The sequence below is a fragment of the Paraburkholderia sp. SIMBA_027 genome (assembly GCF_046535315.1).
Lineage (GTDB): Bacteria > Pseudomonadota > Gammaproteobacteria > Burkholderiales > Burkholderiaceae > Paraburkholderia > Paraburkholderia tropica.
On the sequence record NZ_JAWRWY010000005.1, the window covers coordinates 105,431 to 122,075 of the forward strand.

Genomic DNA, 16,645 nt, shown 5'->3' on the forward strand with positions numbered 1-16,645 from the left:
CATCAATCTGGCGGTCGTCGCGGCAGCCGTGGGCGCAAACGCTTTCGTGGCCTGGACGCAGATCGGCGCGCAGCGTGAAATCGACCAGCGGGCCGCGCAGGCCGCGCGCGTGCGCCACGATCTGGATCGCTATCGGAGCGCGCTCGGCGGCGGTCTCGTGGCGCTCGGCCGTCTGCAGACCGATGGTGTGGTCGAATCGCCCGCCGCACGCGACGCCCGCGCCGACGAACTCGACGATACCGCCCGCTCGCTGCGCGCCGAACTGGCCGACAATGCGCCGCTCGCGAGCCGTTTCGACGCGCTCTCGACCGACGCGGCAGCGCTCGCCCGCGAAATCGACGAAACCCTCGCGCGCGCCGAACAGCGTCTCGCCGATGCGCGCGTGCAGGTGAGCGCGGCGGCGCTGGAGCCGCAAGACGGCGGTGGGGCGGCGGCGGCGATTGCCGGTTCTGCGGTGGCCGTCGCGGCTTCTGCGGCTGCGGCCAGCGCGGCGCTGCTTGCCGCCGCGTCGACTCCGGCACCGGTCGTGGCGCACACGCCGCGTGCTCCGGCTGCGGCTGCGGCCAACGTTCATCGACGTGCTACGAATGCGAACAAGCCGCACGCCCGCGCGCCGGGTTCGGGCCACATCCGCCCGATTGCCGCGACGTTGAGCGAGGACGATCCGGCCTCGGCGTTCGTGCCGACGCCAGGCGTCGTCGCGATGCGCGTCGCCGCGTCTGCGCAGAGTCTTGCTTCGCCTTACGCGTCCGGCGAGGTGGCGGGCGCCGCGAACCTCGCCGCGCCGTATGCGACGTCGGGCACGATTACGCCGGCGCGCACGCTGACGTCGCCGTATGCCGCAGCGGGCGCGTCTTCCGCGCGCGCCGCGAGCCTGGCCGAACCGTATGCGGCTGCGTCGTCGCCCCGTCCGTCGAATCTTGCCGAGCCTTATGCCGCGGCAACGAACGCGGCAACGAACGCGTCAACAAGCACACAAACCAGCGCCTCCGCCACACAACTCGCCGCCGCGCCCAATTCAGCGCAGGTCGTCGCGCAGCCGCTCGCCGCCACGCCGGCTTTCGCGTCCACGGCTGCGTGGATCGCGAGCGAGTACATCCGCCTCGACGGCCGCGCCGACCGCATCGACGCGAAGCTGTCCGCGCTGCAGGGCGAGCAGGATCTCGCGCTGGCGGGCACGCTGGCGGAATCCGCGCGCGCGGGCAGCCGCGCCTCGATCCTGCTGATCGTGACAATGCTCGCGGGCGCGACGCTGCTCATCTACACGTTCGGCGTGCGCGAGAACGCGGCGCGCGAAAAGCTGCGCGCGCTTGCCGGGCTGCGTCAGCGCAACGAGCGCTTTCAGGGCCTGTTCGACGCGCATCCGGTGCCGATGTACGTGTTCGATCGCGAGACGCTGCGTTTTCTCGCCGTCAACACGGCGGCGATCCAGCAGTACGGTTTCAGCGAGGAGGAATTCCTCGCGATGACGATTCGCGACATCCGTCCGCAAGACGACGTCACGCGGCTCGAACAGCATCTCGCGCGCTCGGACACGCTCACGCAGCACATCCGCACGATGGCCGGCATCTGGCATCACGTGCGTCGCGACGGCACGCTCATCAGCGCCGACATCTCGCATCACTCGCTGACGTTTCAGGGCCGCGCGGCCGTGTTCGTGCTCGCCGACGACGTGACCGAGCAGATCAAGGCCGAAGTCGAGGCGCAGCGCTCGAACCAGATGCTCGAGACGGTGATCGACAACATTCCGCAGCGCATCTTCTGGAAGGACGCCGAGTCGCGCTATCTGGGTTGCAACATGACGTTCGCGCGCGACGCGGGCCTCGCGTATCCCGAGCAGATCGTCGGCAAGACCGATGACGAACTGCCGTGGCGAGCCTACGCCGAGTCGATGCGCGCGCAGGACCGCGAGGTGATCGTCGCGGGCCTGCCGCGCCTGAACTTCGAAGAGGACCTCACGATCGACGGTCTGCATCGCACGACGATCACGAGCAAGCTGCCGCTGCTCGACGGCGACGGCCGCGTGATGGGCGTGCTCGGCACCTATTCCGATACGACCGAAAGCAAGCGCGCCGATCTTGCGCTGCGTCTGCAAAGCCGCGCGCTCGACGCCTGCGTGAACGCGATTCTGATCACCGGGCCGGGGCCGGGCGGCAGCAATCTGATCGAGTACGCGAATCCGGCGTTTCGCCGCATCACGGGCTACGATCCCGCCGAAGTGGTCGGTCAGGACAGCCGTCTGCTGCAACGCGACGACCGCGATCAGGACGGCCTCGTGGCGATCCGCCAGGCGCTGATGTCGAACCGCGAGGTGAGCGCCGTGCTGCGCAATTACCGCAAGGACGGCGCGCTGTTCTGGAATCAGCTGCTGATCGCGCCGGTGCCCGATCTCGACGGGCGCATCACGCATCACATCGGCATCATCAACGATGTGACCGAGCTGATCCGCTATCAGGAGCAGCTCGAATATCAGGCGAATTACGACAGCCTCACGCTGCTGCCCAACCGCAATCTGCTGCGCGACCGCCTGCAGCAGGCGCTGGTGTCGGCGCAACGGCACGAGCGCGGCGTGGCGGTGGTGTTCATCGACCTCGACGGCTTCAAGAACGTCAACGACAGTCTCGGCCACAGCGTCGGCGACCGGCTGCTCGGCGTGGTCGCCGAACGGCTCACGCGCTGCACGCGTACGAGCGACACGGTCGCGCGCCACGGCGGCGACGAATTCGTGATCGTGCTGACCGACACCATCGACGAAAAATCGCTGATCAACTGGATGGAGCGCGCGCGCTCGATGATCTCGGAGCCGGTGCTGATCGACGGCACCGAGCTTTACGTCGGGTGCAGCCTGGGCGCGAGCGTGTTCCCGCAGGACGGCAACGACGCCGAGGCGCTGCTCAAGAAGGCCGACGTCGCCATGTACCGCGCCAAGGAACTGGGCCGCAACACGTTCCAGTTCTATCAGCCGGAGATGAACGCGGCCGCGGGCGCGCGGATGGATCTCGAACGGCGTCTGCGCCGCGCGCTGCGTGACGGCGAGTTCCTGCTGCACTATCAGCCGCAGGTGGATATCGGCAGCGGGCGCATCGTCGGCATGGAGGCGCTGGTGCGCTGGCTCGATCCGGAAGCCGGGCTGATTTCGCCGGCGAAGTTCATTCCGATCGCCGAGGAAAGCGGGCTGATCGGTCCGCTGTCCGACTGGGTGCTGCGCGAGGCGTGCCGCCAGAATCGCGCGTGGCAGGACGCCGGGCTGCCGAACGTGCGAGTGTCGGTGAATCTGTCGGCGAAGACCTTCCATCAGCGCGACATCGCCGAACTCGTGAAGAGCGTGCTCGACGAGACGGGGCTCGAACCGCGCTGGCTCGAACTCGAACTCACGGAAAGCACGCTGATGCGCAATGCGGAAGAGGCGGTGTCGATGCTCAACGCGCTGCACGAGCAGGGCGTGGGGATTGCGATCGACGACTTCGGCACCGGCTATTCGAGCCTGAGCTATCTGAAGCGCCTGCCGGTGGACCGGCTCAAGATCGACCGCTCGTTCGTGTCCGATATCGGCACGAGCGGCGACGACGAGACCATCACGGCGGCCATCATCGCGCTCGCGCACGAGTTGCGGCTGCAGGTGATCGCGGAAGGCGTGGAGACGTCGCAACAGTTCGCGTTCCTGCGCGAGCGCGCGTGCGACGAGTTGCAGGGATTCTTCTTCGCGCCGCCGTTGCCGGGACCCGAAGTGGCCGCGCTGCTGGGTGCGAGCGCGTCGTACGAGGAAGGTGCGGCGCTCGCGTGGACGCAGTAACGCGGTTCCTGCGAAGCGGTTTCGGCGCAAGCCCGGCGTCGTGCGAGGCTTGCGCGCGCGACGTCAGGCCGCGGGTTCGACGGGCGGCAGCGCGCGCGGACGGCGGTCGGTCCCGGTCGCCACGTAGGTGAGCGTCGCTTCGGTCACCTTGACGACTTCTTCCGCGAGCCGCATGCGCTGGGCGTACACCTCGACCTCGACGGTCACCGAGGTGTTGCCGGTCTTGACGATATCCGCGTAAAAACTCAGCAGATCGCCGACGAACACCGGCTGCTTGAACACGAACGAGTTCACGGCGACGGTTGCCACGCGGCCGTTGGCGCGGCGGCTTGCCGGGATCGAGCCGGCGATGTCGACCTGCGACATGATCCAGCCGCCGAACACGTCGCCATGCACGTTGGCGTCCGAAGGTTGCGGCACGACGCGCAGCGCGGGCGACTTCTGGGGGAGCGGGAAGGAATCGGTCATCGGGTGTCCGTCAAAGAATAAAAGCGGGGAAGGAACGGCGTGGCCGATGGATCGACGGCCCGTGCAGACCGGGTGCCCTCAGCGGCGCGTGCCGCCTTCTGCGACAATACGGTGATCAGGAATTGTACGGGAAAGCAGCAGGTGGGGCGGGCGGCCAGAAAGGCGCGTCGGCCCCGAATCGGCCCCGCTGGAGGCCAATGCCGAACCCGTCGTTCACGCGATCAAACGCGTCCCCCAATCTCGCCGTGCGCCGCGCCTCGACCTGCTGTCCTGCGTCGCGCCGCACGCTCATCGCCGTTCGCCCATGCGCCGTTTTTCCGCTTCCAACGAACCCGCGCCGCTCGCCACCGGGCCGCGCAACGACTGGCAGACCATCGTCTCGCTGCTGCCCTATCTCACCGCTTACAAGTGGCGTGTGGCGTTCGCGCTCACCTGCCTGATCGGCGCGAAGGTGGCCAATCTGGGCGTGCCCGTCGTGATGAAGCATATCGTCGACGGTCTCGCGCCCGTGCAGCATCTGACCGCGCTCGGCCGCGCCGAGCACGCGCCGGGCATCGTGCTGATGGGCGGCATCGGGCTGCTGGTGGTGGCGTATGCGGCGGTGCGTCTGTCGACTTCGCTGTTCACCGAGCTGCGCGAAATCCTTTTCTCGAAGGTCACCGAGAGCGCCGTGCGCCAGCTCGCGCTCAAGGTGTTCCGCCATCTGCACGCGCTCTCGTTGCGCTTTCATCTGGAGCGGCAGACGGGCGGCATGTCGCGCGACATCGAACGCGGCACGCGCGGCATCACGCAGCTCATTTCGTATTCGCTCTACAGCATCTTGCCGACGCTCGTGGAAGTGGGCCTCGTGCTGATCTTTTTCACCGTGAAATACGAGGCGTATTACGCGATCGTCACGCTGTGCGCGCTGGCCGCGTACATCGTCTTCACCGTGAAGGTAACCGAGTGGCGCACGCATTTTCGACGCACGATGAACGAACTCGATTCGCGCGCGAACTCGCGTGCGATCGATTCGCTGATCAACTACGAGACGGTGAAATACTTCGGCAACGAAGAGTGGGAGACGAAGCGTTACGACGAGAACCTGCACCGCTATCGCGCGGCGGCGATCAAGTCGCAGCATTCGCTGTCGGCGCTGAACTTCGGGCAGCAGGCGATCATCGGCACGGGGCTCGTGTTCATTCTCTGGCGCGCGACCCAGGGCGTGATGGCGGGCAAGCTCACGCTCGGCGACCTCGTGCTCATCAACACCTTCATGCTGCAGCTCTACATTCCGCTGAATTTTCTCGGCGTGGTGTATCGCGAACTGAAGCAGAGCCTCACCGACATGGACCGCATGTTCACGCTGCTCACGGTCGCGCGCGAAGTGCCCGACGTGCCCAACGCGCCCGCGCTCGCGGTGCGCGGCGGCGAGGTGCGCTTCACGCACGTGGACTTCGCCTATGAGCCGTCGCGCCAGATCCTGCACGACGTAAGCTTCACGATTGCCGCGGGCACGACGACGGCGGTGGTGGGCCACAGCGGCTCGGGCAAGTCGACGCTCGCGCGCCTGCTGTTCCGCTTCTACGATCTCGATCGCGCCGCGGGCGGCACGATCACGATCGACGGCCAGGATATCCGCGACGTGACGCAGGATTCGCTGCGCGCGTCGATCGGCATCGTGCCGCAGGACACCGTGCTGTTCAACGATTCGATCTACTACAACATCGCCTACGGGCGGCCGTCGGCGAGCCGCGAGGAGGTGATCGCGGCGGCGCGCGCGGCGCATATTCACGCGTTCATCGAGAGCTTGCCGAAGGGCTATGACACGCCCGTGGGCGAGCGCGGCCTGAAGCTTTCGGGCGGCGAGAAGCAGCGCGTGGCGATCGCGCGCACGCTGCTCAAGAATCCGCCGATCCTGTTGTTCGACGAGGCGACGTCGGCGCTCGATTCGCGTTCGGAGCGCGCGATTCAGCATGAACTCGATTCGATCGCGCGCGACCGCACGACGCTCGTGATCGCGCACCGGCTGTCGACCGTCGTGCACGCCGAGCAGATTATCGTGATGGATCACGGACGTATCGTCGAACGCGGCACGCACGACGAACTGTTGCGCACGCAAGGGCATTACGCACAGATGTGGGCGTTGCAGCAGCAGAAGGCCAGCGAGCCTGTGCAAGGCGATCAGGATGATCAGGTCGATCCACGCGTGGCGGCGCCCGCGAACGGGGCGCATTGAAGCGGGATGAAGGGGCAGCGCGCGCCGTTCGTGCCTCGGCACGTCCCGCGCGCGTGTTGATGCCAATGAAGAATCAGCGCGGCGTTCTTGCGCGCAATTCCTCGTCGAGCGCCGCGAGTTGCGCGGGCGTGCCGACGTTTTCCCAGCGGCCTTCGAACAGCTCGCCGCTCGCGCGCCGCGCCGCGATGGTTTCGCGGTAGTACGGCGTGAGCGCGCGCTTCGCACCGCGCGGCAGGTCGCGGAACATGCGCGTGTCGTAAAGCCCGATGCTACCGAACGTGTAGCGCGGCGCGCCGTCGAGCGCGAGCACGCCGTCGGCGTCCAGTGCGAAATCGCCGTTCGCGTGGAACGGCGGGTTCGGCACCATCACCAGATGCATGCCGGGCTGCGCGGCCGCCGCGAGCGTTTGGGCGGGCGCATCGAGTCGCGCGACATCGAAATCGCTGTAGATATCGCCGGCCACGCCCAGAAACACGCACGGCTCGGCGCCGTTTTCGAGCAGCGGCAGCGCCTGCGCGATGCCGCCCGCGGTTTCCAGCGCCTCGTGCTCGGGCGAGTAGAGCAGACGCACGCCGAAGCGCGCGCCGTCGCCGAGCGCCGCTTCGAGCCGCTCGCCGAGCCACGCATGATTGATGACGATGCGCGTGTAGCCCGCCGCCGCGAGGCGCTCGATCTGCCACACGATGAGCGGCTTGCCGCCGGCTGCGAGCAGCGGTTTCGGACAGGTGTCGGTGAGCGGGCGCATGCGCTCGCCGCGTCCGGCGGCGAAGATCATCGCCGTACGCTCGAAACGGGCGCGCGTCATGGAATCGGCCTTGTCATGAAGTTGCAATGAAGAGGGGCAGGCTCAGAACGTATAGCCGGTTTCGACCGCCGTGCCGCGCAGCTCGTCGATGAAGCGCGCGAACGGCACGAGCGGACGGTAGCGGTGCGCGACCTTGCTCGCGTAATCGAGAAAGCGCGGCAGGTCGGCCATGTAATGCGGCTTGCCGTCGCGATAGTTGATGCGGCAGAACAGGCCCAGCACCTTGATGTGGCGTTGCAGGCCCATCCATTCGAGCTGGCGGTAGAACTCGCCGAAGTCGGGATCGACGGGCAGGCCGGCCTTTTTTGCGCGCTCCCAGTAGTGCGCGAAGCAGTCGAGTTCGAACTCCTCGTCCCAGCCCAGGAACGCGTCGCGCAGCAGCGAGGCGACGTCGTAGGTGATCGGCCCTTCCACGGCGTCCTGGAAGTCGAGCACGCCGGGGTTCGGCGTGGCGATCATCAGGTTGCGCGGCATGAAATCGCGCAGCATGAACACCTGCGGCTGGGCGCGCGCGCTCGCGATCAGCAGCGCGAAGGTGCGGTCGAGCATGGCGCGCGTGGCGTCGTCGACCTTGCGGCCCAGATGGCGCTCCAGGAACCACTCCGGCAGCAGCTCCATCTCGCGGCGCAGGAAGGCTTCGTCGAAGACGGGCAGCACGCCCGGTTTGGTTTCGAGCTGGAAGCGGATCAGCGCGTCGAGCGCGTCGTGCATCAGCGCGCGCGAGCGCGGGCCGGGACCGGCTTCGATCAGCGCGGCGAGATAGGACGCGGTGCCGAGATCGGTCACCAGCATCAGCCCGGCGTCGTAATCGACCTCCAGCACGCGCGGCACGTGGACGCCGGCCTGTTCGAGCAGTTGCGCGACCTGGACGAATTCGCGGCATTTTTCGGGCGGCGGGGCGTCGACGGCGATCAGCGTCGCGCCGTGCGCACCCGCGCTGGCGAGGCGGAAGTAGCGGCGAAAGCTCGCGTCGGCGGAGGCGGGCGCGAGCGTGGACAGGTCGAGGGCGTACTGTTGCGCATGGCCGGACAGCCAGGCGGCGAGCAGGTCGCGGCGGCCGTCGGGGGACAACGGCGCGGCGTTTGGCGGAGCAGGGAAGGTCATGTAACCGGAAGCAAAATCAGTGGAACAACGTCTTGCCATATAATACCCCACGACTTTTTTGACGCGACTCGCGCCAAAGCCCGCATGACGGTTCGCCCCCGCCGCACTGATGCCCAGTCCATCGTCCGATGAATTGTGAATATTGGTGCGTGCAGTTGCCTTGTACGCCTCGTTTGCCGCCGGTCCGGTTTCTCGCCCGGAGCGGCGCCGGGGCGCGAGAGGCGGCGGCCGGGACAGCGGGCAGGCGGCCGGGCCGATACGCCAAAACCATACATGCCGCCCAGACAGTTTTTCCAGACGATCTCCAATAGTGACGACGGCGTGCCGGGCAAGCGGCGGCTCATCGCGGCGCTCGTGGCCATGCCGGGTCTCGTGCCTGTGCTCGCGCACGCCCAGCTCGCGGGCGACGCCGCGCAGGCCGTGCCGCTGGACGGCGCGTGGAGTCTGCGCCTCGCGCCGCAGCTCGAGGACGTTCCGGCCGTTCCCGGCCATCGTCCCGCCACGTTCATCCTCGGCGACTCGACCACCGGCACCTCGGGCACCGACGCGGCCGTCAAGGGCGCGGCCGAGCTGCGCCAGGGCGGCAACATCGTCAAGGGCGACGCGCTGCATTACGACGTCGACACCGACATGGCCAACGCATATGGCAATGTCACCGTCGTGGAGAACGGCACCAGCTTCACCGGCCCTGAAGCGCATCTGCAGATCGGCGCGAGCGAAGGCTTCATGCCGACGCCGAAGTACCATTTTTCGATGACGGGCGGCTCCGGCAGCGCGGAGCGCGCCGACCTGCTCGACAACGAGCGCTCGGTGCTCACGAACGGCACCTACACGGCCTGCCAGTGTTCGACGAATCCCGCCTGGTACATCAAGGGCACGGAGTTCGACTTCGACACGGGCGCCGACGAAGGCGTCGCGCATAACAGCGTGCTGTTCTTCCAGAACGTGCCGATCTTCGCGAGCCCGTGGATTTCGTTCCCGCTCTCGGGCGACCGCCGCAGCGGCCTCTTGCCGCCGACGTTCTCGCTCAGTTCGACGAACGGCTATGAAATCGCGCTGCCGTACTACTTCAACATCGCGCCGAACCGCGACTTCACGTTCACGCCCGAGCTCATCACGAAGCGCGGCGTGTTCCTGCAGGGCAACTACCGGTATCTGTCGGCCAATTACTCGGGCTCGATCACCGGCACGTTCCTGCCCGACGACGCGATCACGAAGACCAACCGCTACGCGCTGTTCATCCAGCACAACCAGAACTTCGGCAACGGGTTCGGCGGTTACATCTACTACAACAAGGTCTCGGACAACACCTATCCGGAAGACCTGGCGTCGCCGGCCAACCAGTTCCTGAACGGCACCCAGCTGCTGTACCAGCAGGAAGCCGGCGTCACCTACAACAACGGGCCGTGGTCCGTGCTCGGCCGCTATCAGCACTGGCAGACGCTGTATCCGTCGGTCGCGCCGTATGGCCGCGAGCCCGAGCTGAACGTGAAGTACGCGAAGTACAACGTCGGCGGCTTCGACTACGGCATGGAAGCCGACTACTCGCGCTTCCGCATCACCGAGGACGACGCGACCGAAGGCGACCGCGTCGTCTTCAATCCGTACCTGTCGTATTCGCTGATGGGGCCGGGTTACTTCGTCACGCCGAAGGTGCAGTGGCACTTCGCGTCGTACAACCTGAGCAACATCGGCACGCCGGGCACGACGTTCGGCTCGCCGGTCGGCACGCCCAAGAGCTTCACCGAATCGGTTCCCACCTTCAGCTTCGACACGGGCCTCGTGTTCGACCGCTCGGTGCATCTGTTCGGCCAGGACTACATCCAGACCCTCGAGCCGCGCCTGTACTATGTGTACACGCCTTACCGCAACCAGGAGTTCGCGCCCCTTTTCGATACCGCCGAGGCCGACTTCGGGCTCGCGGAGATCTTCACGCCGAACACCTTCGTCGGCAACGACCGCATCGCCGACGCGAACCGCCTGACGGCCGCGATCACCACGCGTTTCCTCGACCCGGCCACGGGCGACGAGCGCGCGCGTTTCGTGCTCGCGCAGCAGTACTATTTCAGCGACCAGCGCGTCACGCTCACGCAGGATCAGACGACCACGGGCGCGGCGCATTCCGACCTGATCGCAGGTATGTCGCTGAAGGTCGGGGGCGGTTTCGCGTCGGAAACTGCGTTCCAATATAATGCCGACGATAATCGTCTGGAGAAGGCGAGCGTCGGTTTCGGCTACAGCCCGGGTCCGAGCCGCGTGCTCAACGTTGCATATCGGTACACGCGCGAGAACAACACCACGCTCGACAACCAGCCGATCAACCAGATCCTGATCTCGGCCCAATGGCCGTTTTCGCACCGGGTGTACGCGGTGGGCCGCTTCAACTACGATCTGAACGGTCACAAGATCGTCGACGGTCTGCTGGGTTTGCAGTACGACGCAGATTGCTGGGCGCTGGGCGTGGGTATCCAGCGCTACGCGAACGGGGTCAACACGACGGGCGGCAACAATTCGGCCACGCGTTTTCTCGCACAGCTCACGCTCAAGGGGCTGTCGAACGTCGACAACGGGCTGGTGGCGGCGTTCAAGGCCAGCGTGCCGGGTTACACGGCGCTGCCTGGCCAGCCGCCGTTGCCGTCGCGCTTCACGGACTATCAATGACGCGCCATCCGGTCCGATGGACCGGCACGGCGCGCAGTGGGTTGCTTAGAGACGGGCGAAGCTGCCCGCCAACTTTGGAGTATCTGTGGGAATCATGAAAAAGCTTCGACTGGCAGCGTACGCTGCGAGCCTCTTCGCCGTCGCAGGACTGTTGCCGGCCGCGCCGGCGCAAGCACAGCAACTGTCGGCCCCGGGCGGCCAGACTGTCGACACGATTGCCGCGATCGTCAACGATGGCGTGATCACGCAACGCGAACTCGACGAGCGCGCCGCGCTCATCACGCGCCGCCTGACCCAGCAGAACGCGCCGGTGCCGCCCACCGACCAGCTGCGCGCGCAGGTCCTGAACCAGATGGTGCTCGAACGCATCCAGCTGCAAAAGGCGAAGGAAGACGGCATTTCCATCGACGACGCCTCCGTGAACCGCACGCTCGAGCGCCTCGCCCAGGCCAACGGCATGGATCTCGCAACCTATCGCGCGCGCATCGAAGCCGCCGGCGTGCCCTGGTCGACGTTCACGCGCGACGCGCGCACCGAACTCACGCTCTCGAAGCTGCGCGAGAAGGAAGTGGACAGCAAGATCTCGGTGTCGGACGCCGAAGTCGCGAACTACATCGCCAGCCAGCGCGGACCGAACGCGGGCCAGCAAAGCGACCTGCACTTCGAGCACATCTTCATCAAGGCGCCGCTGAACGCGTCGGAAACCGACATCGAAGCCGCGCAGAAGAAGGCAGACGCGCTCCTGAAGGAAGCGCAGTCGGGCAGCAAGTTCTCGAGCCTCGCGAAGTCGAACTCGCAGGCGCCGGACGCCAGCAAGGGCGGCGACATGGGCTTCCTCGCGCCGTCGAAGCTGCCGCAGGAATTCGTGACCGCGGCGTCCACGCTGCGTCCGGGCGAGATCAACCCTTCGGTGATCCGCACCAACGACGGCTTTGAAATCGTTCGCCTCGTCGAGCGCCGTCAGGGCCAGGGCACGAGCGCGTCCGCGCCGCAACTGGTGCAGACGCACGTGCGCCACATCCTGCTGCGCGTGGGCGACGGCATGTCGGAACCGGAAGCGCGCCAGAAGCTGCTGGAAATCCGCCGTGAAGTGGCGGCGGGCGGCGACTTCGCCAAGTTCGCGCGGACCTACTCGCAGGACGGCTCGGCTTCGCAGGGCGGCGACCTCGGCTGGATCAGCCCGGGCGAGACCGTGCCGGAATTCGAGCGTGCCATGAACACGCTGCAGGACGGCCAGATCAGCGAGCCGGTGCGCACCGAATACGGTTATCACCTGATCCAGGTGCTGGGCCGCCGCGAAGCCGAAGGCTCGGTTGCGCAGCAGATGGACCTCGCGCGTCAGGCCATTGGCCAGCGCAAGGCGGAACAGGCCTACGCCGACTGGCTGCGCCAGCTGCGCGACAGCGCCTACGTCGACTACAAGATCAGCGGCATGACGCCGCCGCAGCAACACTGATCGATCAAGGACGCACGCCGTGAACGCCCCCGCTTCTTCGACTTCAGCTCCGCGGGGGCCGCGGCCGCTCCGCATCGCCATTACGACCGGCGAGCCCGCCGGCGTCGGTCCCGAACTCACCGCCGCCGCCCTCGCGGGCGCCTCGGCGCACTGGCCCGGCGCCGAATTCGTGGTGCTGGGCGATCAAACCCTCATGGCGGCGCGCGCCGCCGCGGTGGGCGTCGACTGGGCAGCCGTGCTGGCGGGCGGCAAGGTCAGCGTGGAACACGTGGCGCTCGCCGCGCCCGCGCCGGCCGGCAAGCTCGACGCCGCCAACGGTCCCTATGTGCTCGCCTTGCTCGACCGCGCCATCGACGGCGCCGTGGCACAGAATTACGACGCCATCGTCACCGCGCCGCTGCAAAAGAGCACGATCAACGACGCGGGCGTGCCGTTCACCGGCCACACCGAATATCTCGCCGAACGCACGCACACGCCGCGCGTGGTGATGATGCTCGCGGGCACCGGCGCGCGGCCGCTGCGCGTGGCGCTCGCGACCACGCATCTGCCGCTCAAGGACGTCTCGGCGGCGCTGACGATCGACGGTCTCGTCGAAACGCTGCGCATCATCGACCACGACCTGCGCCACCATTTCGGCGTGCCCGCGCCGCGCATTCTCGTCACTGGGCTGAATCCGCACGCGGGCGAGAACGGTTATCTGGGCCGCGAGGAAATCGACACCATTTCGCCCGCGCTGGCCAATGCCGCGGCCGAGGGCATCGACGCGCGCGGTCCGTATCCCGCCGACACGCTGTTCCAGCCGCGCTATCTGAAAGACGCCGACTGCGTGCTGGCGATGTTCCACGATCAGGGCCTGCCGGTCCTGAAATACGCGACGTTCGGGGAGGGCATCAACGTGACGCTGGGCCTGCCGATCGTGCGCACTTCGGTCGATCATGGCACCGCGCTCGACCTCGCCGGCACGGGCCGCGCGGACGCGGGCAGCCTGATCGCCGCCATCGACACGGCGGTTTCGATGGCGCGCCACCGGCGCACCGTCTGACCGTCGTCACTGATTTCACGAAGATGTCCAATAGCAGCAGCAAGCACCAGGGCCACTTCGCGCGCAAGCGCTTCGGCCAGAACTTCCTCGTCGACACGGGCGTGATCGACTCGATCGTCGACGTCATTCGCCCGCAGCGTGGCGAACGCATGGTCGAGATCGGGCCAGGCCTCGGCGCGCTCACCGCGCCGCTCATCGAACGCCTCGCCACGCCCGAAGCGCCGCTGCACGCGGTCGAACTCGACCGCGACCTGATCGGACGGCTCACGAAGAAGTTCGGGCCGCTGCTCGAACTGCACGCAGGCGACGCGCTCGCCTTCGACTTCGGCTCGCTTGCCGCGCCGGGCGAGAAGCCGACGCTGCGCATCGTCGGCAATCTGCCGTACAACATTTCGAGCCCGCTGCTGTTTCACCTCGCCACGTTCGCCGAGCGTGTGATCGACCAGCATTTCATGCTGCAGAACGAAGTGGTCGAGCGCATGGTCGCGGAGCCGGGCACCAAGGCGTTCAGCCGCCTCACGGTGATGCTGCAGTACCGCTACGTGATGGACAAAATGCTCGACGTGCCGCCCGAGTCGTTCCAGCCGCCGCCGAAGGTGGACTCGGCGATCGTGCGCATGATTCCGTTCGCGCCGCACGAACTGCCGAAGGTCGACGCCGCGCTGCTCGGCGAAATGGTGACGGCCGCCTTCTCACAGCGTCGCAAGATGCTGCGCAACACGCTGTCGGACTATCGCGATCGCGTGGATTTCGACGCGCTCGGTTTCGACCTGCAACGCCGCGCCGAAGACGTGCCGGTGGACGAATACGTGCGCGTGGCGCAGGCGCTCGGCAACGCGCAAGCCTGACAAAGCGCGGTACCGATAAAAAAGGCGCGATGGCTTTGGCCACCGCGCCTTTTGTTTTGCCACGCGTTTTGCCACGCAGTCCTGGTGTGACGTTTTTGCGCGCAGTGCGGGCCGAGGCTCAGCCTTCGCCGCGCAGCGCCTCGTAGGCCTTGAGCTGGCTATAGACGATGCGCAGCACCGACAGCTCGCTCGACGCGCGCTGCGCCGCGCCGCCGCGGCGGATCAGGTCGCCGAGGATGTGATCGGCTTCGATGCGTGAGCCGTTCTGCACGTCGCGCAGCATCGACGCCGTGAGCGACGAGCCGGTGGCGAACAGCATGCCGCGCGAGCGTTCGAGGAAGCTGTCGCGCACCGCGTGACCGTGCTCGGCCGCGATCGCGCGGCACTCGGCGAAGATGCGCTCGATGGTCGCCGCGCCGTCGGGCGTCGCGACGATTGCGCCGATGGGCGCGCGAAAGAGGCAAGTGCTGCCCGCGAGCGACGCGAGAAATACCCACTTTTCCCACATTTCCTGAAGGATGCGCTCGCTCGCCTTGATGATGAAGCCGGCGTTGCCGAAGGTATCGGCGATGGCCTGCGCACGCGCCGAGATGCCGCCGCCCAGCTCGCCGAACGTGATCGCCTGCGAGTCGTTCAGATGCACGATTTCGCGCTGCTCGTTGAGCGTGGACGCGATCAGGCAGACGCCGCCGAGCACGGCCTGGGTGCCGAAGCGCGCCTGCAGCACGTCGAGATGACGCATGCCGTTGAGCAGCGGCAGGATGGCGGTCTCGGGACCGACGGCGGCGGCGAACGAGTCGATCGCACTGTCGAGATCATAGGCCTTGCAACTGAGCAGCACGAGGTCGAACGGCTGCGTGCCGGGCGCTTCGAGCGCCTCGCGCGTGACCGTCTTCGGGTCGCGCAGCGTGAGATCGCCCGCGTGCGGGCTGCGGATCACGAGACCGTGCTCGCGCATCTGCGCCGCGCGCGCGTCGCGCACGAGAAACGTCACGTCGCGCCCGGCCGCGGCGAGCCGCCCGCCGAAATAGCCCCCAGTCGCCCCCGCACCTACCACCAGAATCCGCATATCGACTCCTTTCTATTCTCTCGTTGAACGCAAGCCAGACCGGACGCCGCACTCCTGCGGCGTCCGGTGAAATCGGGATGGCGAACATGCTAGAGCAAATCGGACAGGCTTGCCTGGCGCGGTGGAGCGGGGGGAGCGGGTGGGGCGGCGTCGGCAGGGGCGGCGGGATTTTGGTACAGTCCGGGTTCTGACGTTGGCAAAAAACGGAGTCCACCACAATGCGCCTGCTGCACACGATGATCCGGGTCGGCGACCTCGACCGCTCGATCAAGTTCTACACCGAATTGCTCGGCATGAAACTGCTGCGCCGCGAAGACTATCCCGATGGCAAGTTCACGCTGGCGTTCGTCGGTTACACCGATGAGCGCGACGGCACCGTCATCGAACTGACGCACAACTGGGACACGCCGTCGTACGACCTCGGCACGGGTTTCGGCCATCTGGCCGTTGAAGTCGAAGATGCCTATGCCGCGTGCGCGAAGATCAAGGAGCAGGGCGGCACCGTGGTGCGCGAAGCCGGCCCGATGAAGCACGGCACGACGGTCATCGCGTTCGTTACCGACCCGGATGGGTACAAGATCGAGTTTATTCAGAAGAAATAAGGATGAGCCGAGGCGGGGTCGGACTTCATCCGATCCTGCACGACGATTGCAGCTCGCAATCGTTGATATATGTAAATCGCTGGTGTGAAATAAAAATAGAGCGCGATTTATATGAATTTAAATATCCCATCGGATATAAGCGTGTCGGCACGCCAATTCTCATTTATTCGATAGCGACGCGCGCGCGCCGGGGATATTTCTTACCCTGATGCCGGATGATCAGATCGAGAATCTGTTAAAAATCATTCGGTCGGCTTCGTTTGTGAAAATTGCGAACGTTGTCTGTATCCAGCGACTGTGCGAAGCCATCCATTTCGAGACATCGCTGCGATGCTCGGCTGTACTGCCTTCCTTATTCAATTCGGATTGTTCCTATATACCTCTCATGCCGTCCGGCAGAGACTTTCGCTCTCGCGCATTAACTAAAAACATCTGACGAACGCTCCGCGCGAAAGTCGATCTGGACTGGTGAATGCGCCGGCCGGGTCGCGGAAGCCGTTACGTCGTTCGCGCACGCGTGCGCTTTCGAGCTTGCAGAGAGAGGGGGCGGATATGCAGGTTGTTCTTCTAGTAAGTAGT

General features: G+C 66.3%; 11 protein-coding genes. 7 read left to right on the plus strand and 4 right to left on the minus strand.

Annotation, left to right across the window (positions count from 1 at the left end; all coding sequences use genetic code 11):
- The first annotated feature begins 703 nt into the window (after window positions 1-703).
- Entirely contained in the window at window positions 704-3,793 is a 3,090-nt protein-coding gene (locus tag SB764_RS10855; protein WP_410863698.1) for an EAL domain-containing protein, read from the plus strand.
- Between the two features lie 63 nt (window positions 3,794-3,856).
- On the opposite strand, the gene SB764_RS10860 is transcribed toward SB764_RS10855, so the two are convergent.
- Window positions 3,857-4,261: an acyl-CoA thioesterase gene (locus SB764_RS10860; RefSeq protein ID WP_065059357.1), complete on the minus strand. Its 405-nt coding sequence runs from the start codon at window positions 4,259-4,261 to the stop codon at window positions 3,857-3,859.
- A 304-nt stretch (window positions 4,262-4,565) separates the two neighbouring features.
- Here SB764_RS10860 and SB764_RS10865 point away from each other — a divergent pair, with 304 nt between their 5' ends.
- A complete protein-coding gene (locus tag SB764_RS10865) occupies window positions 4,566-6,479 on the plus strand; it encodes an ABCB family ABC transporter ATP-binding protein/permease (RefSeq protein ID WP_065059356.1) in 1,914 nt (637 codons plus the stop codon).
- A 73-nt stretch (window positions 6,480-6,552) separates the two neighbouring features.
- On the opposite strand, the gene murU is transcribed toward SB764_RS10865, so the two are convergent.
- Window positions 6,553-7,254: an N-acetylmuramate alpha-1-phosphate uridylyltransferase MurU gene (gene murU / locus SB764_RS10870; protein ID WP_410863700.1), complete on the minus strand. Its 702-nt coding sequence runs from the start codon at window positions 7,252-7,254 to the stop codon at window positions 6,553-6,555.
- Between the two features lie 72 nt (window positions 7,255-7,326).
- Complete coding sequence (locus tag SB764_RS10875; protein ID WP_410863538.1) at window positions 7,327-8,388, minus strand: aminoglycoside phosphotransferase family protein; 1,062 nt, start codon at window positions 8,386-8,388, stop codon at window positions 7,327-7,329.
- Between the two features lie 273 nt (window positions 8,389-8,661).
- Here SB764_RS10875 and SB764_RS10880 point away from each other — a divergent pair, with 273 nt between their 5' ends.
- From SB764_RS10880 to rsmA, 4 genes are all read left to right on the plus strand, one after another.
- Complete coding sequence (locus SB764_RS10880; RefSeq protein ID WP_065059353.1) at window positions 8,662-11,049, plus strand: LPS-assembly protein LptD; 2,388 nt, start codon at window positions 8,662-8,664, stop codon at window positions 11,047-11,049.
- A gap of 85 nt (window positions 11,050-11,134) precedes the next feature.
- Complete coding sequence (locus tag SB764_RS10885) at window positions 11,135-12,505, plus strand: peptidylprolyl isomerase (RefSeq protein WP_065059352.1); 1,371 nt, start codon at window positions 11,135-11,137, stop codon at window positions 12,503-12,505.
- A 19-nt stretch (window positions 12,506-12,524) separates the two neighbouring features.
- On the plus strand, window positions 12,525-13,547 hold the full coding sequence (gene pdxA / locus SB764_RS10890) for a 4-hydroxythreonine-4-phosphate dehydrogenase PdxA (protein ID WP_110328830.1): 1,023 nt from the start codon (window positions 12,525-12,527) through the stop codon (window positions 13,545-13,547).
- Window positions 13,548-13,570: 23 nt separating this feature from the next.
- On the plus strand, window positions 13,571-14,395 hold the full coding sequence (rsmA, locus tag SB764_RS10895; RefSeq protein WP_065059350.1) for a 16S rRNA (adenine(1518)-N(6)/adenine(1519)-N(6))-dimethyltransferase RsmA: 825 nt from the start codon (window positions 13,571-13,573) through the stop codon (window positions 14,393-14,395).
- A gap of 118 nt (window positions 14,396-14,513) precedes the next feature.
- Here rsmA and panE read toward each other — a convergent pair whose 3' ends face one another.
- The gene (gene panE, locus SB764_RS10900; protein WP_074986776.1) at window positions 14,514-15,464 is read right to left on the minus strand and encodes a 2-dehydropantoate 2-reductase; all 951 of its coding nucleotides are present in this window, start codon (window positions 15,462-15,464) and stop codon (window positions 14,514-14,516) included.
- A 218-nt stretch (window positions 15,465-15,682) separates the two neighbouring features.
- On the opposite strand from panE, the gene gloA reads away from it, so the two are divergent.
- Entirely contained in the window at window positions 15,683-16,066 is a 384-nt protein-coding gene (gene gloA / locus SB764_RS10905) for a lactoylglutathione lyase (protein WP_027817916.1), read from the plus strand.
- Window positions 16,067-16,645 lie beyond the last annotated feature (579 nt).